This window comes from Massilia arenae (assembly GCF_008014745.1).
Taxonomy (GTDB): domain Bacteria; phylum Pseudomonadota; class Gammaproteobacteria; order Burkholderiales; family Burkholderiaceae_D; genus Telluria; species Telluria arenae.
The window spans coordinates 43,306-68,083 of record NZ_VPFD01000024.1 but is presented as its reverse complement, the minus strand read 5'-3'; the positions used below and the strand labels follow the sequence as shown (position 1 = coordinate 68,083).

The 24,778-nt window shown below is 63.2% G+C and carries 19 protein-coding genes; 15 read left to right on the top strand and 4 right to left on the bottom strand.

Annotated elements, in window-relative coordinates; all coding sequences use genetic code 11:
• Positions 1-22 precede the first annotated feature (22 nt).
• The 4 genes from FVD38_RS19785 to FVD38_RS19770 are packed head-to-tail and all read right to left on the bottom strand — an operon-like array spanning position 23 to position 5,402.
• Positions 23-1,351 (bottom strand): DNA recombination protein RmuC, encoded by a 1,329-nt coding sequence (locus FVD38_RS19785; RefSeq protein WP_147936397.1) that lies wholly within the window; start codon positions 1,349-1,351, stop codon positions 23-25.
• A 9-nt stretch (positions 1,352-1,360) separates the two neighbouring features.
• Positions 1,361-1,786 carry a group II truncated hemoglobin gene (locus FVD38_RS19780; RefSeq protein ID WP_147936396.1) on the bottom strand — a complete coding sequence of 142 codons (426 nt, stop codon included), beginning with the start codon at positions 1,784-1,786 and terminating at the stop codon, positions 1,361-1,363.
• 54 nt (positions 1,787-1,840) lie between these two features.
• On the bottom strand, positions 1,841-4,372 hold the full coding sequence (locus FVD38_RS19775) for an ABC transporter permease (protein WP_147936395.1): 2,532 nt from the start codon (positions 4,370-4,372) through the stop codon (positions 1,841-1,843).
• A 22-nt stretch (positions 4,373-4,394) separates the two neighbouring features.
• Entirely contained in the window at positions 4,395-5,402 is a 1,008-nt protein-coding gene (locus tag FVD38_RS19770) for an adenosine deaminase (RefSeq protein ID WP_147936394.1), read from the bottom strand.
• Positions 5,403-6,031: 629 nt separating this feature from the next.
• Here FVD38_RS19770 and FVD38_RS19765 point away from each other — a divergent pair.
• The 15 genes from FVD38_RS19765 to FVD38_RS19695 all read left to right on the top strand — a co-directional run bounded on the left by FVD38_RS19765 (position 6,032) and on the right by FVD38_RS19695 (position 24,743).
• Positions 6,032-7,954, top strand: a complete 1,923-nt coding sequence (locus tag FVD38_RS19765; protein WP_147936393.1) for a PrkA family serine protein kinase — start codon at positions 6,032-6,034, stop codon at positions 7,952-7,954.
• Between the two features lie 347 nt (positions 7,955-8,301).
• The gene (locus tag FVD38_RS19760) at positions 8,302-9,573 is read left to right on the top strand and encodes a YeaH/YhbH family protein (protein ID WP_147936392.1); all 1,272 of its coding nucleotides are present in this window, start codon (positions 8,302-8,304) and stop codon (positions 9,571-9,573) included.
• 35 nt (positions 9,574-9,608) lie between these two features.
• Positions 9,609-11,135 carry a SpoVR family protein gene (locus tag FVD38_RS19755; RefSeq protein ID WP_147936391.1) on the top strand — a complete coding sequence of 509 codons (1,527 nt, stop codon included), beginning with the start codon at positions 9,609-9,611 and terminating at the stop codon, positions 11,133-11,135.
• An 814-nt stretch (positions 11,136-11,949) separates the two neighbouring features.
• Entirely contained in the window at positions 11,950-12,612 is a 663-nt protein-coding gene (locus FVD38_RS19750; RefSeq protein ID WP_123068891.1) for an energy transducer TonB, read from the top strand.
• An 84-nt stretch (positions 12,613-12,696) separates the two neighbouring features.
• A complete protein-coding gene (locus FVD38_RS19745) occupies positions 12,697-13,632 on the top strand; it encodes a MotA/TolQ/ExbB proton channel family protein (RefSeq protein ID WP_187271653.1) in 936 nt (311 codons plus the stop codon).
• A 3-nt stretch (positions 13,633-13,635) separates the two neighbouring features.
• Positions 13,636-14,052, top strand: coding sequence for an ExbD/TolR family protein (locus FVD38_RS19740; protein ID WP_123068877.1), 417 nt, complete (start codon positions 13,636-13,638; stop codon positions 14,050-14,052).
• Positions 14,053-14,131: 79 nt separating this feature from the next.
• Positions 14,132-14,563, top strand: a complete 432-nt coding sequence (locus FVD38_RS19735) for an ExbD/TolR family protein (RefSeq protein WP_183407367.1) — start codon at positions 14,132-14,134, stop codon at positions 14,561-14,563.
• A 70-nt stretch (positions 14,564-14,633) separates the two neighbouring features.
• Complete coding sequence (locus tag FVD38_RS19730; RefSeq protein WP_147936390.1) at positions 14,634-15,863, top strand: tetratricopeptide repeat protein; 1,230 nt, start codon at positions 14,634-14,636, stop codon at positions 15,861-15,863.
• Between the two features lie 241 nt (positions 15,864-16,104).
• Positions 16,105-17,076: a bifunctional riboflavin kinase/FAD synthetase gene (locus FVD38_RS19725; protein ID WP_147936389.1), complete on the top strand. Its 972-nt coding sequence runs from the start codon at positions 16,105-16,107 to the stop codon at positions 17,074-17,076.
• A gap of 99 nt (positions 17,077-17,175) precedes the next feature.
• Complete coding sequence (gene ileS, locus FVD38_RS19720; RefSeq protein WP_147936388.1) at positions 17,176-20,073, top strand: isoleucine--tRNA ligase; 2,898 nt, start codon at positions 17,176-17,178, stop codon at positions 20,071-20,073.
• Between the two features lie 81 nt (positions 20,074-20,154).
• A complete protein-coding gene (lspA, locus tag FVD38_RS19715; protein WP_147936387.1) occupies positions 20,155-20,682 on the top strand; it encodes a signal peptidase II in 528 nt (175 codons plus the stop codon).
• Positions 20,683-20,694: 12 nt separating this feature from the next.
• Positions 20,695-21,915: a bifunctional phosphopantothenoylcysteine decarboxylase/phosphopantothenate--cysteine ligase CoaBC gene (coaBC, locus tag FVD38_RS19710; RefSeq protein ID WP_147936386.1), complete on the top strand. Its 1,221-nt coding sequence runs from the start codon at positions 20,695-20,697 to the stop codon at positions 21,913-21,915.
• Between the two features lie 19 nt (positions 21,916-21,934).
• Positions 21,935-22,384, top strand: a complete 450-nt coding sequence (gene dut, locus FVD38_RS19705; protein ID WP_123068883.1) for a dUTP diphosphatase — start codon at positions 21,935-21,937, stop codon at positions 22,382-22,384.
• Positions 22,385-22,396: 12 nt separating this feature from the next.
• Entirely contained in the window at positions 22,397-23,488 is a 1,092-nt protein-coding gene (locus tag FVD38_RS19700; protein WP_147936385.1) for a M48 family metallopeptidase, read from the top strand.
• 259 nt (positions 23,489-23,747) lie between these two features.
• Complete coding sequence (locus tag FVD38_RS19695) at positions 23,748-24,743, top strand: XdhC family protein (protein ID WP_147936384.1); 996 nt, start codon at positions 23,748-23,750, stop codon at positions 24,741-24,743.
• The last annotated feature ends 35 nt before the right edge of the window (positions 24,744-24,778 follow it).

The window sequence follows — 24,778 nt, the reverse complement described above, 5'->3', positions numbered from 1 at the left end:
AGAACGCCAGAGCGGCCGAACGTCAGTCGTCCCGCTCCAGGCCATCCGGCCCCAGCATCAGCTGCGCCGCCTCGCTCGGCAACGCCTCCACCGACTTGAGCTTGCGCGCCATCTGACGGCTGCGCACCTCGGCGTTTTCGATGTTCTTGGCGGCCTTCTCCAGCGTCAGCTTGGTGGTCGCCAGCACGTCGCCGAACTTGGTGAACTCGGTCTTGACCGCGCCCAGCACCTGCCACACCTCGGAAGAACGCTTCTCGAGCGCCAGCGTGCGAAAGCCCATCTGCAGGCTGTTCAACAGCGCGGCCAGGGTCGACGGACCGGCGATCGTCACCCGCAAGGTGCGCTGCAGGTCGTCGGCCAGGCCGGGACGGCGCATCACCTCGGCGTACAGGCCCTCGGTGGGCAGGAACAGGATGGCGAAGTCGGTGGTCTGCGGCGGCGACACGTATTTGTCGCAGATGGTGCGCGCTTCGCCCCGCACCGCCCGTTCCAGCTCGGCGCCGGCGCGCGCCACGCCATCGGCATCGGCGACATCGGCTGCCGCCAGCAGGCGTTCGTACTGCTCCTTGGGGAACTTGGCGTCGATCGGCAGCCATACCGGCTTGCCGCCATCGCCCGCGCCGGGCAGCTTGATCGCGAACTCGACCCGCGCGTTCGAACCGGCCACCGTCTCGACGTTCTTGGCATACTGCTCAACAGTGAGCACCTGCTCCAGCAGCATTTCCAGTTGCACCTCGCCCCAGGTGCCGCGGGTCTTGACGTTCGTGAGCACCCGCTTCAGGTCGCCCACGCCGATCGCCAGCTGCTGCATCTCGCCCAGGCCCTGGTGCACTTTTTCCAGCCGCTCCGACACCTGGCGGAACGATTCGGAGAGGCGCGTCTCCAGCGTCGCATGCAGTTTTTCGTCGACCGTCTGGCGCATCTCTTCGAGGCGCTTGGCGTTATCGTTTTGCAAGTCGCGGATCTTGGTTTCCAGCGTGGTGCGCACCTCGAGCATGCGCTGGGCGTTCGATTCGGTGAGATTGCCCAGCGTCTGCTGCAAGGTGTCGGCGAAGCGCTTCAGTGCGCGCGCCTGTTCCTCACGCCCGCTACTGGAATGCAGCTGCATCTGCTGGCGCATGCTGTCCAGTTGCTGGACGGTGGCATTGTGATATTGCGCCAAATGAGAGGACAGTTCCTGGCGCGTAGCCTGGGCGCTCGATTGCAGCTCCTGGCGCAGTTCGCGCTCGAGGCGCTCGACGTGGTTGCCGTCGCCATTGCCGCGCATGCGCAGGAGCAGCATCAGCACGGCGACCAGCAGGCCGGCCACGATGACGAGGCCGACCAGGATTAGGATTTCGGCAACGGTCATGGGTGACAATCAATCAGGTTTATTGCGCATCCAGTCCGCGGTCTGGAAGAAGGAATTCATCATGCGCACGCGCAGCGTGTCGTCGTAGCCCATGTCTTCCATGGCCCAAGCCATGCAGCGCAGCCACTGGTCGCGTTCCGCGCTGCCGATCGCGAACGGCAGGTGGCGCGCGCGCAGGCGCGGGTGGCCGTAGCGTTCGATGTACAGGTCGGGACCGCCCATCCAGCCGGACAGGAACATGAAGGTCTTCTCGCGCGAGCTGTCGTTGGGCACCGGATGCATGGCGTGGATGCCGGCGAAATCGGGCTCCAGCTGCATCAGGTCATAGAAGCGGTCGACCAACGCCCGCAAGCGCTCGCCGCCGCCCATCATCTCGTACAGGGTCTGGGGTTCGGCCTGCACGTCGGTCTGTGTTTCGGTGTTGTGTTCGGACATCCCGCCATGATAGCGCACGGCCGCGGACCTTGTCCGCGGCCGTGCCATCGTCGCTTATGCTTCGCGCAACGTCTGCAACGGCGGCTGCCGCAGCACCCCGCGCAGGCCGAGCCAGCCGCCCACGATCGCGCACAGCGCGCCGACGAACAGGCCCGCGATCCATACGCCCGGCTCGAACACCCATGGGAACTTGAACTGGTAGGTGGCCAAAGCCCAGCCCAGCGCCGCCGCGCCGCTCGCCGCCAGGAGGCCGGCCAGGCCGCCCACCAGCACGAACTCGATGCGCTGAGACTGCGCCAGCTGCTGGCGCGTGGCGCCCAGTGCGCGCAGCAGGCCGGCCTCGCGCGTGCGCTCGGACTGCGATCCCATCAGCGCCGCATACAGCACCAGCACGCCGGAAGCGAGCGTGAACAGGAACAGGAACTCGACTGCCGTCACCACCTGGTCCAGCACGTCCTGCAGCTGGCGGATGATGCCCGAGACGTCGATCACCGTCAGGTTGGGGTGGTTGCGGGTCAGCGCATTGCCCAGGTTCGCGCCCTCGGGCGGCACGTGGAAGGCCGTCATATAGGTGGTCGGCGCGTCCATCATCGCCGCCGGATTGATGATGACGAAGAAGTTGGCGCGCATCGAGCCCCATTCGAGCTTGCGCACGCTGGTGATCTTCGCCTCGACCAGCAAGCCCGCCATGTCGAAGCGCATGCTGTCGCCGAGCTTCAGGCCCAGGCGCTCCATGATACTCTGCTCGACCGAGGCCTCGGCCACGCCCGGCGCGTCCTTGAACCACTCGCCCTGTACCACCTCGTTCGCCTGCGGCAGCACATCCGTGGTCGACAGGTTGAATTCGCGGTTGGCCAGGCGCCGCGCCTCGCCGTCCGCAAAGGTGTCGCGCGTGATCGCGTCGCCGTTGATGGCCGTCAGGCGGCCGCGGATCATCGGATACAGCACCGGTTCCTTGACGCCGGCCGCAATCAGCTGGCCTTCGACGCCCTGCTTTTGCTCGGGCAGGATGTTGATCACGAAGCGGTTCGGCGCATCGGCCGGCGTGGCCAGCTGCCAGGCCGACATCAGGTCGCCCCGCACCACGGTCAGCAAGAGCAGCGCCATCAGGCCCAGCGCCAGCGACACCACCTGCACCACGGTGGCGCCGGGCCGGCGCTGCAGCGAGTTGACGGCGAAGCGCCAGGCCTGGTGCTGGAAGGCGCCGCGCATCCGGCGCAGGCCTTGCAGGCCGAGCCAGGCCACCAGGGCGAAGAAGGCGAAACCGCCCAGGAAGCCGCCGGCGGTGATCAGGGCCAGGGTGGGGTCGCCCGCCTGCCACAGGAGCAGCAGGAAGAACACGCCGATGCCCAGGCCATAGGTCGCCAGCGCGGCCGGCTGCGGCGCGCCCTGCTCGCGCCGGATCACCCGGTTGTGCGGCACGTTGCGCAACTGGAGAATCGGCGGCAGCGCGAAGCCGACCAGCAGCAGCATCCCCGTCGCCACGCCCTGCAGCGCGGGCAGCACCGACACCGGCGGCAAATCGGTGTTGATCAGCGAGGCGATCATTTCGAGCAGCACGAAGTGCGCGCCGAAGCCGACCAGCACCCCGAGCGCGCTGCCCAGCAGACCGATAAAGCCGAATTCGAGCAGGTACAGCACGGTGACCTGGTTCTGGGTCAGGCCCAGGCAGCGCAACATGGCGCAGGCGTCCAGGTGGCGGCCCATGAAGCGGCGCGCCGCCATCGCCACCGCGACCGCCGCCAGCATCGCCGACAGCAAGCCCACCAGCGACAGGAACAGGCCGGCGCGGTCGAGCGTCGCGCGCATCTCGGGGCGGCCGTTTTCTAGCGTCTCGATGCGCACGCCCTTGATATTGTTATCGCGGATCTGGGCGCGTATCCACTGTTCGTAGTCGCGCACCGCGGCCATGTCGTTCGCGTCTTTCGATGCGACCATCAGGCGGAAGCTCACGCGCGCGAAGTCGTCGATCAGGCCGGTGGCTTGCAGGTCTTCCAGCGCCAGCATCACGCGCGGCGCGAAGTTGGCGAACGAGGCGCCTTTATCGGGTTCGGTGGCGATCAGCTGGGCGATGCGGAACTGGCTGTTGCCGAGCGTGAGCGTGGCGCCGACCTCGGTGCGCAGCTGCGGCAAGAGGCCCGGATCGACCCAGACCGTGCCGCGCGCCGGCACCTCGCGCGTGGGCGTGCCCTGCGCGCCGCCGGCGGCGACGGGATCGGTCGTGATGCTCACCTGGCCGCGCAGCGGATAGCCTGTCGATACCGCCTTGATCGACGACAGCTGGGCCAGCGAGTCGTCGCCCTCGCCGGCTTGCGCCATGCTCGGGAAGGTGACGGTGTCGGCCAGCAGCAGGCCCCGTTTCAGGGCTTCGTCGCGCCACGCCTGGCGCACCGGGTCGTCGGTATTGACCAGCAGGTCGGCGCCGAGCAGCTGGTGGGCGTCGCGGTCCATGCCCGAGCGCATGCGGTCGATGAAGAAGCCGACCGAACTCAAAGCCGCGACCGCGACGATCAGCGCCACCAGCAGGAAGCGCAGCTCACCGGCGCGCCAGTCGCGCGCCGTCATGCGAAGAGCCTGGACGAACATGGATCCGCTCCGTTCTAAAAGGTCAGGCGTTGGCGAAGAAGTCGTCGACTTCAGCGAGGAAGGCGCGCTTGCGCTCCGGGTCGACGAAGGCGGCTTGGAAGCTGTTGCGCGCCAGCTGGCGCGCATGGCCTTCATCCAGCGGCAGCGCGTCGAAGGCGGCGAAGTAGTTCTCGTTGACGTAGCCGCCGAAATAGGCCGGATCGTCCGAGTTGACGGTCACCGCCAGGTTCGCGTCGAGCAGGGTGCGCAGATTGTGCGAACCCATCACGTCGAACACGCGCAGCTTGATGTTCGACAGCGGGCATACGGTGAGCGCCATCTGCTCGCGCGCCAGGCGCTCGACCAGGGCCGGGCTTTCCAGGCTGCGCACGCCGTGGTCGATGCGTTCGACCTTGAGCACGTCGAGCGCGCTTTCGATATAGGCCGGCGGGCCCTCCTCGCCCGCATGCGCGACCAGGCGCAGGCCGAGCGCACGGGCGCGCTCGAACACGCGCGCGAATTTCTCGGGCGGGTGGCCGACCTCGGACGAATCGAGGCCGACGCCGATGAATTTATCGCGGAACGGCAGCGATTCTTCGAGCGTGGCGAGCGCCTCGTCTTCGGACAGGTGGCGCAGGAAGCACATGATCAGGCTGGCGCTGAGCGGGGCGTCCTGGCAGGCGCGCCAGATGCCGTTGATGGCGGTCTCGAACGGCACGCCGCGCGCGGTATGGGTTTGCGGATCGAAGAAGATCTCGGCGTGGCGGACATTGTCGGCATGGGCGCGCGCCAGATAGGCCGCGGTCATGTCGTAGAAGTCTTGTTCCTTCAGCAGTACGCTGGCGCCGGCATAATAAATGTCGAGGAAAGATTGGAGATCGGTGAAAGCGTAGGCCTCACGCAACGCTTCGACCGAGCTATAGGCGAGGTCGACGCCGTTTCTTTGCGCAAGCTCAAAAATCAGTTCCGGTTCGAGCGAGCCCTCGATGTGGATGTGCAGTTCTGCCTTGGGCATGTTTCGCAGCAGCTTGCGCAGGCGTTCGTCGAGCATGGTTTTCTCCAACAGGTACATCAGACAATATTCAATAGTCCGGGTCACTCCGACCCGACCGGCAAGTGTAACGCATGCGCGCTTTCCGCCTGCGGCAAGGCGAAAATGGCTGCGTTCGGCTCTATGACATGCACGATTCGCGTGCGCCGCGTGTTGAGCAGTTCGTGCACTATCGGCGCACAACGGAAGAAAATGGAGGTGCCGCCGGCACGCCGTTCTTTCGTTCAAACCGGCCTCGACGCCGTGTTCCGGCCCCACCTTCTCTGGGCCGCCGCGACGCCTGCAAAAACCGACTTTCGATAGTTGAATCAAGCACTTGGCACCGCCTCAACAGCTTGCACGACACTGCTTTGACTTCGGAAACTAATAGGCACATAATAAATTTCATAAACGCAAAAAAGCGTTCTCCACCACGCGAGGATTTGGCGCACCGCCTTGGCGCACCGCCTTGGCGAGCCGCCGAATCGACAAAAGCAATCGCACGTGAATTCCACAAACGGCGCCGGCCATCCCGGCGCGGCACGTGACGACCGAACAGGGAGTACGCGACAAAGTTACCGGGGCCCCGGGCAGCTTCGACAGTAGCTGCTGTGACAGTGATTCGTTGTTGGCACATTAAAGGAACTTCAATGAGCATCTTTGAAAACTACGCGGCCCGCTATGAGCGTACTCGGGAAGAAGAATACTCCCTGACGGAATATCTCCAACTGTGCAAGAAAGACCCGCTGACCTATGCCAGCGCGCCTGAGCGCATGCTGGCCGCGATCGGCGAACCCACCCTGGTCGATACCCGCCTCGATCCACGCCTGTCGCGCATCTTCGCCAACAAGGTGATCAAGATCTATCCGGCCTTCCGCGAGTTCTACGGCATGGAAGAAGTGATCGAGCAGGTGGTGTCTTATTTCCGCCATGCGGCGCAAGGACTCGAAGAGCGCAAGCAGATCCTGTATTTACTCGGCCCGGTCGGCGGCGGCAAATCGTCGATCGCCGAAAAACTCAAAAGCCTGATGGAACTCGTGCCCTTTTATGCAATCAAGGGCTCGCCGGTAAATGAATCGCCGCTGGGCCTGTTCAGCGAAGAAGAAGACGGCACCATCCTCGAAGAAGACTATGGCATTCCGCGCCGCTACCTGCGCGCCATTCCAAGCCCGTGGGCCGTCAAGCGCCTGCACGAATTTGGCGGCGACATCGAAAAATTCCGCGTCGTCAGACGCTATCCATCGATCCTGAAACAGATCGCGATTTCCAAGACCGAACCGGGTGACGAAAACAACCAGGACATCTCTTCGCTGGTCGGCAAGGTCGATATCCGCAAGCTCGAGGATTTCCCGCAAGACGATCCGGACGCCTACAGCTATTCCGGCGGCCTGTGCCTGGCGAACCAGGGCCTGATGGAATTCGTCGAGATGTTCAAGGCGCCGATCAAGGTGCTGCATCCGCTGCTGACCGCCACGCAAGAGAGCAACTACAAGGGTACCGAAGGCTTCGGCGCGATTCCCTTCGACGGCATCGTGCTGGCGCACTCGAACGAATCCGAGTGGAAGACCTTCCGCAACAACCGCAACAACGAGGCTTTCCTCGACCGCATCTATATCGTGAAGGTGCCGTATTGCCTGCGCGTGTCCGATGAAATCCAGATCTACGACAAGCTGCTGCGTAATTCCTCGCTCGACAAGGCGCCGTGCGCACCCGGCACCTTGCGCATGATGTCGCAGTTCGCCGTGCTGTCGCGCCTGAAGGATCCCGAGAATTCGAGCATTTTCTCCAAGATGCTGGTCTACGATGGCGATAACCTCAAGGACACCGATCCCAAGGCAAAGTCGCTGCACGAATACGTCGACTATGCCGGCGTGGACGAAGGCATGAACGGCCTGTCGACCCGCTTCGCTTTCAAGATCCTGTCCAAGGTCTTCAACTTCGACAATACCGAGGTGGCGGCCAATCCGGTACACCTGCTGTACGTGCTCGAACAGCAGATCGAGCGCGAGCAGTTCCCGCCCGAGACCGAGCAGCGCTACCTCTCCTATATCAAGGAGCACCTGGCGCAGCGCTACGTCGATTTCATCGGCAAGGAGATCCAGACCGCCTACCTGGAAAGCTATTCCGAGTATGGCCAGAACATCTTCGACCGCTACGTGACCTTCGCCGACTTCTGGATCCAGGACCAGGAATTCCGCGATCCGGATACCGGCGAAAGCTTCGACCGCGAATCTCTCAATTCCGAGCTGGAAAAGATCGAAAAGCCGGCCGGGATATCGAATCCGAAGGATTTCCGCAACGAGATCGTCAACTTCAGCCTCAGGGCGCGCGCCACCAATGCCGGCAAGAATCCGGCCTGGACTAGCTACGAGAAGTTCCGCAGCGTGATCGAGAAGAAGATGTTCTCGAATACTGAGGAACTTTTGCCGGTAATTTCCTTCAATGCAAAAGCGAGTGCCGAGGATGCGAACAAGCATGCCGACTTCGTCGCCCGCATGGTAGAGAAAGGCTATACACCGAAGCAGGTGCGTCTGTTGTGCGAATGGTATCTGCGCGTGCGGAAATCCTCGTAACGGGGGGAAACTCCCGTGTTGCCGGTTCGCCGCAGGCCGCCACCGGCAACACGCGACGCTGCGCGTGCGTCGCACGCTCGTTCGCGCAGCGTATTAAGATAGAGGTGCCGTCGCATGCGACGGCGCCAGAGCGCGAGCGGTAGATCTTGTGCCGACAGTTCCGCGCCTGGAGCCTATCCCGGTAAGTGGGGGGAAGCTAATGCCGATGCATGGTACGCGTGAGCAAGGCGCGAGGAGGCCGCATGGCGAGCCATGCAACGACGAGCAACGCAGCGCACGCTTACCAGGCGCGGCAGGAGCGACTCCCACCTACCGGGATAGGCTCCATATTAAGCAGGAGGCCTGTTTTGACTTACCTCATCGACCGTCGCTTGCAGGGCAAGAACAAGTCAGCGGTCAACCGCGAACGTTTCCTGCGCCGCTACAAGGCGCAGATCAAGGATGCTGTCGGCCGCGCCATCAAGGGCCGCTCGATCACCGACATCGAGAACGGTGAAAAAGTCACCATTCCCGTCAAGGACGTGAACGAACCGCATTTCGGCCACGCCCATGGCGGCGTGTACGAAACCGTCAACCCCGGCAATACCGAATACCAAAAAGGCGACCAGTTCAACCGCCCCCGCGGCGGCGGTGGCGGCGCCGGGCGCGGCCGCGCCGGCAATAGCGACCAGACCGTCGAGGACGATTTCATCTTCGAGCTGTCGCGCGAAGAATTCATGAATTACTTCTTCGAGGATCTCGAGCTGCCGAACATGGTCAAGACGCAGCTGTCCCAGACCATCGAATACAAGAACCAGCGCGCCGGCTACAACGTGTCCGGCACGCCCTCGAACATCCATGTGCTGCGCTCGCTGCGCGGCGCGCTCGGGCGCCGCATCGCCGTCGGTGGCCCTGCCCGGCGCCAGCTGGCCGAGGCGGAAGAAGCGCTGCAGGCCTTGCTCAACGAAGGCGCGCCATCCGACGACGAACAGGTGGTCGCACTGAAGGACCGCATCCACCACCTGCACATCCGCCTGAATGCCATTCCCTTCATCGATCCGTTCGACCTGCGTTACTCGAACCGGATCAAGGTCCCCAAGCCCAGCACCCAGGCCGTGATGTTCTGCATCATGGACGTATCGGGCTCGATGGACGAGACGCGCAAGGATACGGCCAAGCGCTTCTTCATCCTGCTGTATCTCTTCCTCAAGCGGGTCTACGAAAAGATCGACGTCGTCTTCATCCGCCATCACACGGCGGCGGCCGAGGTCGACGAGAACGAGTTCTTCCATTCGCGCGAGTCGGGCGGCACCGTCGTCTCCTCGGCCCTGCACCTGCTGCAGAAGGTGATCACCGAACGCTACGGCAGCGCCGACTGGAACGCCTATGTGGCGCAAGCCTCGGACGGCGACAACTGGGATAACGACTCGGTGCTGTGCAAGCAGATTCTGACCAGCGCGATCATGCCGCGCGTGCAGTATTACACCTATGTCGAGATCACCGATGGCCCGCCGCAGAATTTGTGGGAACAATACTGCGACGTCGCCGCCCAGCACCGCAACTTCGCGATGCAAAAGATCGTGACCCCGGCCGATATCTACCCGGTATTCCGGGAACTGTTCAAGAAGCAGGCCAAATAGCCTGCGGAACAGATGCATTCACAACGAGGCGCCCCATGCCAAGAGATCCAAGCAATCCGCGCGCCCTGCCCGAACAGTCGGAGTGGACCTTCGACCTGATCGAGCAGGCACACGAAGAAATCAAGCGGGTGGCCAAGCGCTACGGCCTGGACACCTATCCGAACCAGCTCGAAATCATTACCGCCGAGCAAATGATGGATGCCTACACCTCGGTAGGCATGCCGGTCTCCTATAACCACTGGTCGTTCGGCAAGCACTTCCTCAGCACCGAGAAGAGCTACCGCCGCGGCCAGATGGGCCTGGCCTACGAGATCGTCATCAACTCGAATCCCTGCATCGCCTACCTGATGGAAGAAAACAGCCTGACGATGCAGGCGCTGGTGATCGCCCATGCCGCCTACGGCCACAATTCTTTCTTCAAGGGAAATTACCTGTTCCGCAGCTGGACCGATGCCGACGCCATCGTCGACTATATGGTGTTTGCCAAGAACTATATCGCCGAATGCGAGCAGCGCTACGGCATCGATGCGGTCGAAGAGCTGCTCGATTCCTGCCATGCGTTGCAGAACTACGGCGTCGACCGCTATAAACGGCCGGCCAAGCTGTCGGTGGCGCAAGAGGCGGCGCGCACCAAGGAACGCGAGGAATACGCGCAATCCCAGGTCAATTCGATCTGGCGCACCCTGCCCCAGCGCGAAGAACAGGCGGCGGCGGATGCGCCGACCCACCGTTTTCCGCCCGAGCCCGAGGAAAACCTGCTGTATTTCATCGAGAAATACGCGCCGCTGCTCGAGCCCTGGCAGCGTGAACTGGTGCGGATCACGCGCAAGATCTCGCAGTACTTCTATCCGCAGCGCCAGACCCAGGTGATGAACGAGGGCTGGGCCACCTTCTGGCACTACACGATCCTGCAAGACCTGTATAAAGAGGGGATCGTCGGCGACGGCTTCATGCTCGAGTTCCTGCAAAGCCATACGAATGTGGTTTACCAGCCGCCGGCGAACAGCCCGTATTACAGCGGGATCAATCCCTACGCCCTCGGCTTCGCGATGATGACCGACATCCGGCGCATCTGCGAAAACCCGACCGATGAAGACAAAACCTGGTTCCCCGACATCGCCGGCAGCGACTGGCTCAAGACGCTCGACTTCGCGATGCGCAACTTCAAGGACGAGAGCTTCATCGCCCAGTACCTGTCGCCCAAGCTGATTCGCGACTTCCATTTCTTTGCCGTGCTGGACGACGACCGCAGCGACAAGCTGACCATCTCGGCCATCCACGACGAAGCCGGCTACCGCTACGTGCGCCACAAGCTGGCCGAGCAATACAACCTGGGCAGCCGCGAGCCGAACATCCAGGTCTGGCAAGTCAATACACGCGACGACCGCGCCCTCACCCTGCGCCACACCCAATACAACCGCCGCCCGCTCAACGGCCAGGCGCAAGAGGTGCTCAAGCACGTGGCCCGGCTATGGGGCTTCGACGTGCGGCTGGAGACAGCCGATCCGGCCGGGCACGTGGTCAGCTTCCTCGAGTGCCGGCGCGAGAAGCGCGGGCGCTAACCTCCCAAGCACCTCATGCGTGTGGGTCGCCGCCGGCTGTTGCGGCGGCCCGCTCACGCGCTCAAACCACGAACTGCCGTCGCGTCGGCGGCAAAGCCGCCGACGCGACGCGCCTCAAGCAACGCGCCTTGCTTATGCATGTTCAATTACGCTCATCCGGTATCGCCAACATACAGATTTCATGGTATGTTCGCGACATCACATGTTAGCGCTGTCACAACCACGACATGGCAATTTGTCGGTGAAGGGTCTAGCACTAACTAAGTAATATAGTTTGTCTCGCAGGGTGTAGGAGTGCGCAGCTTTCATTCCTGTCAAGCCGAAGTCATCAACTGACGCACTGTTGAGGCAGCTCAAATGCAATAACGGGTATCGCTTTTATCTATACCGTATGTACACTCGGGACGACTTCCAGGACAATGCAGGAAGTCGGGGGCTGATGAGAATAGGCTATTGTTTGCAGAAAGGCCATTGTGGTGTCATATGAAATTCGTCAACTTGCTGATTTAGCGTCAGAAATTTGGTGAATATGGCATCTGCACTGATCTTCCACGCGATGAGGAGAATCGATACATAAAACTACACATTTTCCGGCCTTCCGAACCCCTCAAATCGACCTCGCCAGGCTTGTATAGATGAGCTTGTTTGCCTGCATTTACAGGTAGTTAGCGCACCTTTCGGTGCTGTAAAAATGTATGTGCAAAAAAGAATTCGTAGGTATAATTCTTCGATGTCCCGGATGCGGCTCTAGGCTTTTGTCGTGTTTAGTGGGTTTGGTAGCAACAAAAAAGAGTTGGTATTGGAGAAATATGGCATGAATTTTTCGAATGAGAAGCAACCCGGGAAGAATCTCACAGGATTCATCGTTGTCCTCATCTTCCACATTCTCGTGGGATGGGCACTCGTGGCTGGCCTGGGTACCCGGATTGTCACCACGGTGACCGAAGCTGTGGAAACCAAGCTGATTGAAGAGACCGCGCCGCCACCGCCGCCGGAAACTCCGCCGCCGCCGCCGCCGCCAGAAATGAAAGCGCCGCCGCCGCCGTTCATCCCGCCGGTCGAAGTGCAGGTGCAGCAACCGCCGCCACCGCAAAACACGATCGCTACCGCGACCAACACGCCGCCGCCAACCACCCAGCTGGCTCCGCCGGCACCGCCAGCACCTCCGGCTCCGCCGGCACCGCCGGCACGTGGTCCTAGCCGCACCGAGGCAGTCGCTGACTTTAATACTTGCGCACGTCCGGAATATCCGCGTTCGTCGCAGCGCAATGAAGAAACCGGTACCACGACCCTGCAGTTCCTGATCGGTGTCGATGGTCGGGTGATCGAAGCCAAGCTGGCGAAGTCGAGTGGCTTCCGTGACTTGGACCGGGCCGCGCAATCGGCTCTGAGCAAATGCCGATTCAAGCCCGCCATGATTGATGGCAAGCCGGAACAGGCGTGGACAGCGGTGCAGTACGTCTGGACGCTGGAATAAAACCGAGGCAGAACACCGTCTCAAATTTTGATTGTCGTTGTCATTAGTTCAGCGAACTGTCTATTTAATATCTTTGGAGGAAGCATGTTTAAGAATACCCGTTTGTCCGCTTTCCTGGCGGCTGTCCTGTTGTCGGTTACTGCAGCATCGGCTCTGGTCTCGGCCCCGGCCTTCGCTCAAGAAACCCCGGCAGCCGACGCGGCTCCAGTGGCGACCGACGCAGCTGCACCAGCTGTCGATCCAGCTGCTGCTCCTGCTGACGCTGCTGCTCCTGCAGATGCTGGCGCGCCAGCCGCTGCTCCAGGTGGCGAGCAGACCGAAGAAGTCTACAACCCGTACGGCCTGCAAGCCATGTGGGAACACGGCGACTTCGTCAACAAGGGCACCCTGATCATCCTGTCGCTGATGTCGATCGGTTCGTGGTACATCATCATCACCAAGCTGATCGATCAGCAAAAAGTGATGCGTCAAGCCAAAGAAATGCAATCCAAGTTCTGGAAAGCACCGTCGATCGCTGCTGGTTCGGCTCAGCTGAAAGAAGGCTCGCCATTCCGCTTCATCGCTGAAACCGGCACCAAGGCTACCCAGCACCACGACGGCGCCCTGCTCGAGCAGATCGACCTGTCGACCTGGGTCACCATGCAGATCCAGCGTTCGGTCGACCGCGTCCAGTCGCGTCTGCAAGATGGCCTGTCGTTCCTGGCAACCGTCGGTTCGACCTCGCCGTTCATCGGTCTGTTCGGTACCGTCTGGGGCATCTACAACGCACTGACCGCCATCGGCATGTCGGGTAACGCCTCGATCGACAAGGTCGCAGGTCCAGTCGGTGAAGCACTGATCATGACCGCCTTCGGTCTGTTCGTTGCAGTTCCTGCCGTCCTGGGTTACAACTGGCTGGTGCGTCGTAACAAGACCGTGCTGGAAGAAGTCCGCTCGTTCTCGGCTGACGTGCACTCGGTGCTGATCTCGGGCGCAATGTCGACCTCGAACGCAGCTGCACAAGCTAAAAAGATTGGATAAATTATGTCGATGAGTGTCGGTTCCGATTCCGGCGAAGATGCACTGAATTCAGAGATCAACACGACGCCACTCGTTGACATCATGTTGGTTCTTCTGATCATCTTCCTGATCACGAGCCCGGTGGTTCTGAATCTGCAGAAAGTTACGCTGCCTGAAGAAGAGAACCAGGTCACCCTGTCCAAACCGGAAGACGTCAATATCACCGTCAATAAAGACGGTGAGATGTACTACAACCAGACTCACCTCGCGAACACGGACGAGCTGTTCAAGTTCCTCGCGGAGCAGTCGGTGAAAGTGCCGCAACCGGCGGTGAAAGTTCGTGGCGACCAGGAAGCCCGCTACGAAGCAATCGGCCGGGTCATTTACACGGCACAACGTGCTGGTGTGCAGAAGGTTGGTTTCGTTATTCAGCCGCAATAAGCTGATAGCGCTGCACGCGGCGCCTGGCTTTCGCGCCGGGCGCCGTAACCTTCTCCCCAACATTTGATAAGGACACACCATGAGTATGAACGTAGGTGGAGGCTCCGCAGCGGATGCGGATCCGGAACCGATGATGGAAATGAACATGACGCCGCTGATCGACGTCTTGCTCGTTCTTATCATCATGCTGATTATTACGATTCCGAAGCAAGATCACTCGGTCAATCTGAACATGCCAGTTGGTAACCCGCCGCTGAGCGATATCAAGCCTGTCGTGATCACGATCGACGTCGACTTCGACGGTACCATCCTCTGGGATGGCGAAGTCGTGCCGGACCGCGCTGCGCTGGAAGCCAAGATGAACGCTGTTGCCGCCATCCCTGACCAGCCCGAAGTGCACTTGCGTCCGAATAAGCTGGTAGAGTACAAGGTTGTTGCCGGTGTCATGGCATCTGCCCAGCGTATTGGCGTCACCAAAATCGGCATGGTCGGTAACGAGCAGTTCCAGTAATCGTTCCATGTTTTGACCAACACGGCAGGGCTATCCCTGCCGTGTCCATTTTGAAATAAGGATTTTTCAGATGATCAAGTTCCGTCTCGCTCACCTCAGCCTTGCAATGGCCGCTCTGGGCTTTACCGCGCTCACCCCGGTAATCGGCCTGTCTTCCGCCGTCGCGCAGGAAGCGATGCGCCCGGAGATTGGCAAACCGCTGCAGCAAGCCCAGGCCCAGATGAAACAGGGCAAGCACAAAGAAGCACTGGCTACCCTGCGCGGACTGGACAAGGTGGGCAACAAGACCGCCAATGAAAGCTACCTGATCGAGCGCGTGCGCGCCGGGGCAGCATCGTCGGCCGGCGATTACGATACTGCCGCCAAATCCTTCGAAGCCCTGCTCGCCTCTGGCAAGCTGAACGCCAACGAGCGTTCGCAATTCGCCGAAGGCCTGGTGGGTATCTATATGCGTGCAGGCGATCTGAACAAGGCGAACAGCACCATCCAGACCCTGCTCAAGCAGAAAGAAGATCCAAAACTGCGCGCTTACCTGCTGCAGAACTATTACAAACAAGGCAATACCGCTGCCCTCGAGCAAGAACTGCGCACCATCGAGAAAAGCGGCCGCCTGAGCGAAGACCAGCTCGGCATGCTGGCCAATATCCAGCTCAAGAAGAACGATACCGCCGGCTACGTGCGCACTATCGAGAAGCTGGCCTCCAGCTATCCGAAGGCCCAGTACTGGACCGACCTGCTGAACCGCGTGCAGCGTCAGCCAGGCTACTCGCAGCGCCTGAACGTCGACGTGTACCGCCTGAAGCTGGCCAACAACCTGCTCAAGAAGCCGAGCGAGTACATGGAAATGGCCCAGCTGGTGCTGCAGGCGAAAGCCCCGGCCGAAGCGCTCAAGATCATCGACAAGGGCTACAAGGCTGGCGCCCTGGGCACCGGCACCGACGCCGCGCGTCACCAGCGCCTGAAGGACCTGGCCGAGAAGAACCTGGCAGAGCAGAACAAGAACTTCGCTGCACTGGAAGCCGAGCACACCGCGGTCAAGGACCAGGACTCGCTGGTGGGCCTGGGTTATGCACTGGTGCAGGCTGGCCAGGCTGACAAGGGCCTCAAGATGATGGATGCGGCGATCAAGGCCGGTGGCCTGAAGAACCCTGAAGACGCCAAGCTGCGCCTGGGCGAAGCCTACGCTGTTGCTGGCAAGAAGCAGCAAGCCATCGCCACGCTCAAGACCGTGGGCGGCAAGGACGGCACCGCCGAACTGGCCCGCTACTGGATCCTGGCGATCAACAATCCGCTGAGCTAATCAGCAACAGCGGCATTACCCCGTCGTCCCCGCGCAGGCGGGGACCCAAGGTTTCGCGCAGTCCACTTCGGTCCAACGAAGTAGCTGCGCTGGCAAGCTTGGGTCCCCGCCTTCGCGGGGACGACGTTTTTGCGTTAACGATCCCTACGGCCGTCGCCCATATGCAACTACCGAGTTACCGTATAATCAGGGTTTTGGCGCCGCTCCAACGTAGCGCGGCGCGCAACCGGACCCAGATTTGATGAAGGTATTTCGCGGACTTCCCAACGACAGGGCGCGTGCGCCCTGCGCGCTCACGATCGGCAATTTCGACGGCGTCCATCGCGGCCACCAGGCCCTGCTGGCCCACGTGCGCAGCGCCGCCGAGGGGCTCGGCCTGGAAGCGGCCGTGATGACGTTCGAACCCCATCCGCGCGAATACTTCGCCCGCAAATCCGGCGACCTGTCGCGCGCCCCGGCCCGCATCGCCAACCTGCGCGACAAACTCGAAGATCTCGACCAGGCCGGCATCGACCGCGTCATCGTCGAGCATTTCAACGAACAGTTCGCCGCCATGTCGCCGCGCGACTTCATCGAGCGCGTGCTGGTCGACGGCCTGCACGTCAAATGGCTGATGGTCGGCGACGATTTCCGCTTCGGCGCCCGGCGCCTGGGCGATATCGCGATGCTGGTCGAGGCCGGCCGCGAGTTCGGCTTCGACGTCCACACCCTCGACGCCGTCATGCATGGCGACCAGCGCATCTCGTCCTCGGCCGTGCGCGCTGCCCTGCTGGAAGGCGATTTCGCCCGTACCAGGGAGCTGCTCGGCCATCCATATGCGATGTCGGGCCACGTGATCCATGGCCAGAAGCTGGGCCGCACGCTGGGCTTTCCGACCATGAACCTGCGGGTCGCGCACCGCCCTGCCCTGTCTGGCATCTTCGTCGTGCAGGTGCACGGCCTGGCGGACGCGCCGCTGCCGGCCGTGGCCAGCCTGGGCGTGCGTCCGACCGTCGAGGATGCCGGCCGTATGCTGCTTGAAGTCCATGTTTTCGACTATGGCCAGCAATGCTACGGCAAGCTGGTGCGCGTGGAATTCCTGGCCAAGCTGCGCGACGAAGAGAAATACGACGACCTGGCCACGCTCACCGCCGCGATCGACAACGACGCGGCCCAGGCGCGCGCGTTCTTCGCCCACCGCAACAGCGCGCTGACGGCGACCGACCGAATTTGAGCGCGCTTCCCGGGCCGTAACGGCTTGTTGGAAGCGCCTCACCAGACTCTGCCGCGGCGCGCTGCGCCGTGCACACCGAACACTTACCAGAAGAAGCTTATGTCCGATACCACACAGAACAACGGCCAGTCCAAGGCGCCCAAGGGCCCAAAAAAGCCTGAAAGCAAATACCCGGTCAATATGACCGACACCCCGTTCCCGATGCGGGGCGACCTCGCCAAGCGCGAACCGGGCTGGATCAAGCAATGGCAGGATAAAAAAATCTACGAGCGCGTGCGCAAGGCGGCCGCGGGCCGTCCGACCTTCATCCTGCACGACGGTCCGCCGTACGCCAACGGCGACATCCACCTGGGCCACGCCGTCAACAAGATCCTCAAGGACATGGTGATCAAGTCGCGCACCATCGCCGGCTTCGACGCGCCCTACGTGCCGGGCTGGGATTGCCACGGCATGCCGATCGAGATCCAGATCGAAAAACTGTACGGCAAGAACCTGCCGACCGCCGAAGTGCTGCAAAAGGCACGCGCCTATGCGCTCGAGCAGATCGACCGCCAGCGCACCGGCTTCATCCGCCTGGGCGTGCTGGGCGAGTGGGACAACCCGTACATGACCATGGCCCACGGCAATGAGGCCGACGAGCTGCGCGCGCTCGGCACCCTGCTCGAAAAAGGCTATGTCTATCGGGGCCTGAAGCCCGTGAACTGGTGCTTCGACTGCGGTTCGGCGCTGGCCGAGGCCGAAGTCGAATACCAGGACAAGCGCGACCCGGCGATCGACGTCGGCTTCCCGTTCTACGAACACGACAAGATCGCCGCCGCCTTCGGCCTGGATAAACTCCCGGTCGACAAAGGCTTCATCGTCATCTGGACCACGACCCCGTGGACCATCCCGTCCAACCAGGCCCTGAACGTGGGCCCGGAAGTCGGCTACTCACTGGTGCAGGTCGAGCGTGACGGCCAGCCGCAACTGCTGATCCTGGGCTCGGAGCTGGTGGAGTCGGTGCTGGCCCGCTACAAGCTGGAAGGCACGGTCATCGCCACCACCGTCGGCGCCAAGCTCGAAGGCATCCGCTTCAAGCACCCGCTGCACGCGCAGGACACGTTCTACGATCGCCTGTCGCCGGTCTACCTGGCCGACTACGTGACCGTCGACAGCGGCACCGGCGTGGTCCACTCGGCGCCGTCCTACGGCCTGGAAGACTTCCAGTCGTGCAAGGCACACGGCATGAAGGACGACGAGATGCTCAAGCCCGTGATGGGCGATGGCCGCTTCGCCTCGACCCTGCCGCTGTTCGGCGGCATGACGATCTGGGAAGCGAGTAAACCGATCTGCGGCGCGCTGACCGAAGCGGGCGCCCTGTTCGAACTGAAGATGTTCGACCACAGCTATATGCACTGCTGGCGCCATAAGACCCCGATCGTCTACCGCGCCACCAACCAGTGGTTCGCCGGCATGGACGTCGTGCCGAAGGATGGCGGCGCCACCCTGCGCCAGACCGCGCTGGCCGGCATCGAGAAGACGCAGTTCTTCCCGGACTGGGGCCAGGCACGCCTGCACGGCATGATCGAGAACCGTCCGGACTGGACCCTGTCGCGCCAGCGCCAGTGGGGCGTGCCGATGGCCTTCTTCGTGCACAAGGAAACCGGCGCGCTGCACCCGCGCACCCCGGAACTGCTGGAGCAGGTGGCCAAGCTGATCGAAGCGGGCGGCATCGAGGCCTGGCACGAACTCGACCCGGCCACCCTGCTGGGCGAGGACGCCGCGATCTTTGAAAAGAACAAGGACACGCTGGACGTCTGGTTCGATTCGGGCAGCACCCACCAGACCGTGCTGCGCGGCTCGCACAAGGCGCAGTCGAGCTTCCCGGCCGACCTGTACCTGGAAGGCTCGGACCAGCACCGCGGCTGGTTCCACTCGTCGCTCCTGACCTCGTCGATGCTCAATGGCGAACCGCCGTACAAGGCGCTGCTGACCCACGGCTTCACCGTCGACGAACACGGCAAGAAGATGTCCAAGTCGCTCGGCAACACGATGGCGCCGCAAAAGATCTCGGACACCCTCGGGGCCGACATCCTGCGCCTGTGGGTGGCCTCGACCGACTACACCGGCGAATTGTCGATCGGCGAAGAGATCCTCAAGCGCGTGACCGAGTCGTACCGCCGCATCCGCAACACGCTGCGCTTCCTGCTGGCGAACACCTCGGACTTCGACCCGGCGCAGCACGCGGTGCCGATGGCCGAGCTGCTCGAGATCGACCGCTATGCGATCGCCTCGATGGCCCAGTTGCAGAACGACGTCGCCGCCCACTTCGAGCGCTACGAGTTCCACCCGGTCGTGTCCCGCCTGCAGAACTACTGCTCGGAAGACCTGGGCGGCTTCTACCTCGACATCCTGAAGGACCGCCTGTACACCACCGGCGTGGAATCGCAGGCGCGCCGCTCGGCGCAGACCGCGCTGTGGCACATCGCCCACTCGCTGCTGCGCGTGATGGCACCGATCCTGTCGTTCACCGCTGAAGAAGCGTGGGAGAAGTTTGCCGGCGCCGAGGATTTTGCCGCCAGCGACGAGACCATCTTCACCCAGACGCTGTGGACCTTCCCTGCACTCGAAGACGGCGACGCCCTCCTGGCCAAGTACGCGTTGCTGCGCCAGGTGCGCCTCGACGTCACCAAGCAGCTCGAAGAAGTCCGCACCTCAGGCGCCATCGGCTCCTCGCTGCAGGCCGAGCTGGCGATCAAGGCGTCTGGCGACAAGTACCGCGCGCTGGCCAGCCTGGATGACGACCTGAAGTTCGTCTTCATCACCTCGCAGGCGACCGTCAGCGAAGTGGCGGCCGAGGCCGACGAAAGCGTGACCGTGGAACCGTCGACGGCCGAAAAGTGCGAGCGCTGCTGGCACTACCGCCGCGACGTCGGCCACGACCACGCGCATCCGACGCTGTGCGGCCGCTGCACCAGCAACCTGTTCGGCGCCGGCGAGAAGCGCCGCTACGCCTAAGCTCCCGCGGGTCGATCGACCCGCGGGTTTTTCCGCCATGCCGCCTCCCGGGCGGCATGGCGCGTACCGATACCACACACCATGGCAACCAAAAAGAAACCAGCCGTACCAGGACTGAAACTCGTCACCAGCAGCAAGGCCAGCCTGTTCCCCTGGATCGGCCTGTCCCTGATCATCGTCCTGCTCGACCAGGTCACCAAGATCACCGTCGAACGTACTTTCGCCTATGCCGAAACGCTGCCGATCACGAGCTTCTTCAACCTGATCAAGGTGTACAACCCGGGCGCCGCGTTCAGCTTCCTGGGCGACGCCGGCGGCTGGCAGCGCTGGCTGTTCCTGGGGATCGCGATCGGCGCCGTGGTGTTCTGCATCTATATGATGTCGAAGAACGCGAGCCAGCGCCTGTTCTGCTTCGCCCTGGCCCTGATCATGGCCGGCGCGATCGGCAACGGCATCGACCGCGTGGTGCACGGCCACGTGATCGACTTCCTCGATTTCTACTGGAACGGCATCGGCCACTTCCCGGCCTTTAATATCGCCGACATCGGCATCTCGGTGGGTGCGGTGCTGTTCGTCCTCGACGAGCTGCGCCGGGTGAACAAGACTTAAAGGAGCTTGAACATGGAGCTGAAAGGCAAGCGCATCGTCCTCGGCCTGACCGGCGGCGTGGCCTGCTACAAGGCGGCCGAGCTGTGTCGCGCCCTGGTCAAGCAGGGCGCCAGCGTGCAGGTGGTCATGACCGAGGCCGCCACGCACTTCATCGGCGCGGTCACCATGCAGGCCCTGTCGGGCCAGCCGGTCTACCTGGACCAGTGGGACGCGCGCATGGCCAACAATATGGCCCACATCGACCTGACCCGCAACGCCGACGCGATCCTGATCGCCCCCTGCTCGGCCGACTTCATGCGCAAGCTCGCGCACGGCGCGGCCGACGACCTGCTGTCGACGCTGTGCGTGGCGCGCCCGCGCCATGTGCCGCTGCACGTGGCGCCGGCGATGAACGTCGAGATGTGGGAAAACCCGGCCACCCAGCGCAACGTCGCCCAGCTGCGTGAGGACGGCATCAAGCTGTTCGGCCCCGGCTGCGGCTCGCAGGCCTGCGGCGAGACGGGCCTGGGCCGCATGTTGGAGGCCGAGGAACTGGTCGAAGAACTGATCGCCTCGTTCCAGCACAAGGTGCTGGCCGGACGGCGCGTGCTGATCACGGCCGGCCCGACCTTCGAGCCGATCGATCCGGTGCGCGGCATCACCAATCTGTCGTCGGGCAAGATGGGTTATGCGCTGGCGCGCGCGGCGCGCGAAGCCGGCGCCGAAGTGACCCTGGTCTCGGGTCCGGTGTCGCTGCCCACGCCGCATGGCGTGCGCCGCATCGACGTGCTCACCGCGCAGCAGATGCACGACGCCGTGATGGCGGGCGTGGAAGGCCAGCACGTGTTCATCGGCGTGGCGGCGGTGGCCGACTGGCGTGTGGCCAATGCCAGCGACCAGAAGATCAAGAAGACGCTTGATGGCGCGCCGCCGCAGCTGGAGTTCGCGCAGAACGCCGACATCCTGGCGTCGGTGGCGGCCACCGTCACCCTCTCGGGCTGGCCCTACTGCGTGGGCTTCGCGGCCGAATCCGAGCAGCTGGAACAGTACGGCGCGGCCAAGCGCGAAAAGAAGGGCATCCCTCTGTTGGTGGGCAATATCGGCCACCAGACTTTCGGGCAGGATGACAATACCGTGATCCTGTTCGACGAGAGCGGCCACACGGTGCTCGAGCGGGCCGACAAGCTCACGCTGGCGCGCCAGCTGGTGTCCGAGATCGCCAAGCGACTCGAACAGCGCTCCCTGCTTACCTAAAACACATAACAAGTATCACATGAAGAATATCGACCTCAAGATCCTCGACCCGCGCATGCAAGACCTGCTGCCGGCCTACGGCACCCCGGGCAGCGCGGGCCTCGACCTGCGCGCCTGCATCGATGCGCCGCTCACCATCGAGCCTGGCCAGACGGTGCTGGTGCCGACCGGTCTCGCCATCCACATCGGCGATCCGGGCTATGCCGCCATGATCCTGCCGCGCAGTGGGCTCGGCCATAAGAGCGGCATCGTTCTGGGCAATCTGGTAGGCTTGATCGACTCCGATTACCAGGGCCAGCTGATGGTCTCCACCTGGAACCGCGGCGCCACCACCTTCGTGCTGCAGCCGATGGACCGGCTGGCGCAGCTGATCGTCGTGCCGGTGCTGCAGGTCGGCTTCAATGTGGTAGAGGAGTTCGCATCGAGCGACCGTGGCGCCGGAGGATTCGGCAGCACCGGCAAACAATAATAGAGGAGGACCATGATCCCAAACCGTCTTCAACGCTTCAAGTCCGCGGCCCTGGTCGCGGGCACGGCGGCCTTGCTAGCCGCCTGCAGCACGCCAGGCCAGATGCAATCGTCGACCACGCCGGGCGTGATCCCGAGCCAGGCGCCGGGCAAGCCCGAGGTCACGCCGCAAATGGCGGCGGCAGCCGACACGCTCACCCGCATGGCGACCCAGCACGACCGCCTGTACCGGATCGCGGCTCCCCTCCTGATCGACAACGCCGAGCTGTGCACCAAGCACGCCCGCAACCTGCTGGGCTTCACGGCCAAGAACCGCTACACCTATCCGGGCCAGTACAACGAGGCGGCCTGGGTGGTGCTGGGCATGGGCGAGCGCCTGCAGGTCACTAACGTTCTGAATGGCAGCGGCGCGGCGCGGGCCGGCCTGCGCCAGGGCGACCGCCTGCTGGCGGCGGCCGGCACGCAGCTGCCCGAGGGCCCGAACGCCCTGTCCCAGGCCGGCGCCGTGTTCGGCCCGATCATGTCGAAGCAGGCCAGCCTGCCGCTGACGATCGAACGCAACGGCAACCAGCGCGACCTGACCATCCCGGTCACCCGCGCCTGCGCCTTCGCGATCGAACTGGGCAACGCCGACAATATCAACGCCTACGCCGACGGCTCGCGCGTGATGGTCACCCGCGGCATGCTGGGCTTCGCCCAGAACGACGACGAACTGGCCTATGTCGTGGCGCGCACGATGGCGCACAATATGCTGGGCCACGCGGCCACGCAGCGCAATGCGGCCACCATCGGCAGCATCATCGACAACCTCACCGCGATCACGCCCGACACCTCGATGCTGATCGGCAGCGGCGGCATCAAGGCCATGCCGGTGGCCGACGACGTGGCGGCCGACCGCTTAGGCGTCTACCTGGTGGCGCGCGCCGGCTACCGCATCGAAGGCGCGTCCGCCTTCTGGAAGCGCCTGGCGGCCACCTACCCGGCCCGCATCCTCAACGGCTACACGGCCAACCACCCGTCGACCACGCAGCGCATCGCGGCGATCGACAAGACGGTGGCCGAGGTGAAGGCCAAGAAGAGTGGCAAGAAGCCGCTGGTGCCTTGAGGTTGGGGGGCTGCGGGGGATAACACTGCGGCACTTGCTTGGGTTCCCGCCTGCGCGGGAACGACGGTCTTGAAGCTGGCAGCTACGGTCACTTATCGACCGCTAGCCGAAAAACCGTCGTTCCCGCGAAGGCGGGAACCCAAGTCATTCGAGCAGCCCCCTGCTTCCCGACCCTCGCACGCCACCTCCAACGCCCTCCCCGCTTTTTTTGTATGATTGTCCATCTTGTACCTACCCCGCATATGGCGGCGACCACACCATGGACAGCATCGACCTCGACGTACTGAAAACCTGTGCCGCCTGGCTGGCGGGCGGCCAGCGCTGCCAGCTGGTCACGGTGATCAAGACCTGGGGCTCGAGCCCGCGCCCGGTCGGCGCCACGCTCGCCATCTGCGAGGACGGCCAGGTGGTCGGCTCGGTCTCCGGCGGCTGCATCGAGGACGACCTGATCGCCCGCGTGCGCGACAACGGCATCGAGATCGCCCTCCCCGAGATCATCAGCTACGGCATCAGCGCCGACGAGGCGCACCGCTTCGGCCTGCCCTGCGGCGGCACCATCGAACTGGCGATCGAGCCGCTGTCGACCGAGAGCCGCATTCCCGAACTGCTGGAGCGCCTCGATGGCGGCGAGCTGGTCGAGCGCCGCGTGCACCTGGCCAGCGGCGCGGTCACCCTCGGCAAAGCGCAGGCCAGCGCCATCCAGCGCATCGAGGATGGCGTGCTGCATACGCTGCACGGCCCGCGCTGGCGCCTGTACATCATCGGCGCCGGCCCGCTGTCGCGCTTTCTGGCCACGATCGCGGCCGGCATGGATTACCGCGTCACCGTGTGCGACCCGCGCGAGGAATACCGCAGCGGCTTTTCCATCCCCGGCGTGAGCCTGGTGCATGCCATGCCCGACGACCTGGTGATCGAGGCGAAGCTCGATGCGCGCAGCGCCGTGGTGGCGCTGACCCACGATCCCAAGCTGGACGACCTGGCGCTGATGGAAGCGCTCAAGTCCGACGCCTTCTACGTCGGCGCCATCGGCTCGCGCGCCAACAACGCCAAGCGGCGCGAGCGCCTCAAGCTGTTCGACCTCACCGAGACCGAACTGGCGCGCCTGCACGGCCCGATCGGCATCTACATCGGCAGCAAGACGCCGGCCGAGATCGCGATCTCGATCATGGCCGAGATGACGGCCGTGAAGAACGCGGTGCCGCAGCAGATGCTGGTGCCGCACGCCGCCGCGCTGACGCTGGCCAGCGCCGCCTGACGATCGGCAGCTTCAATTCAAAAGCAAGGAGCGGC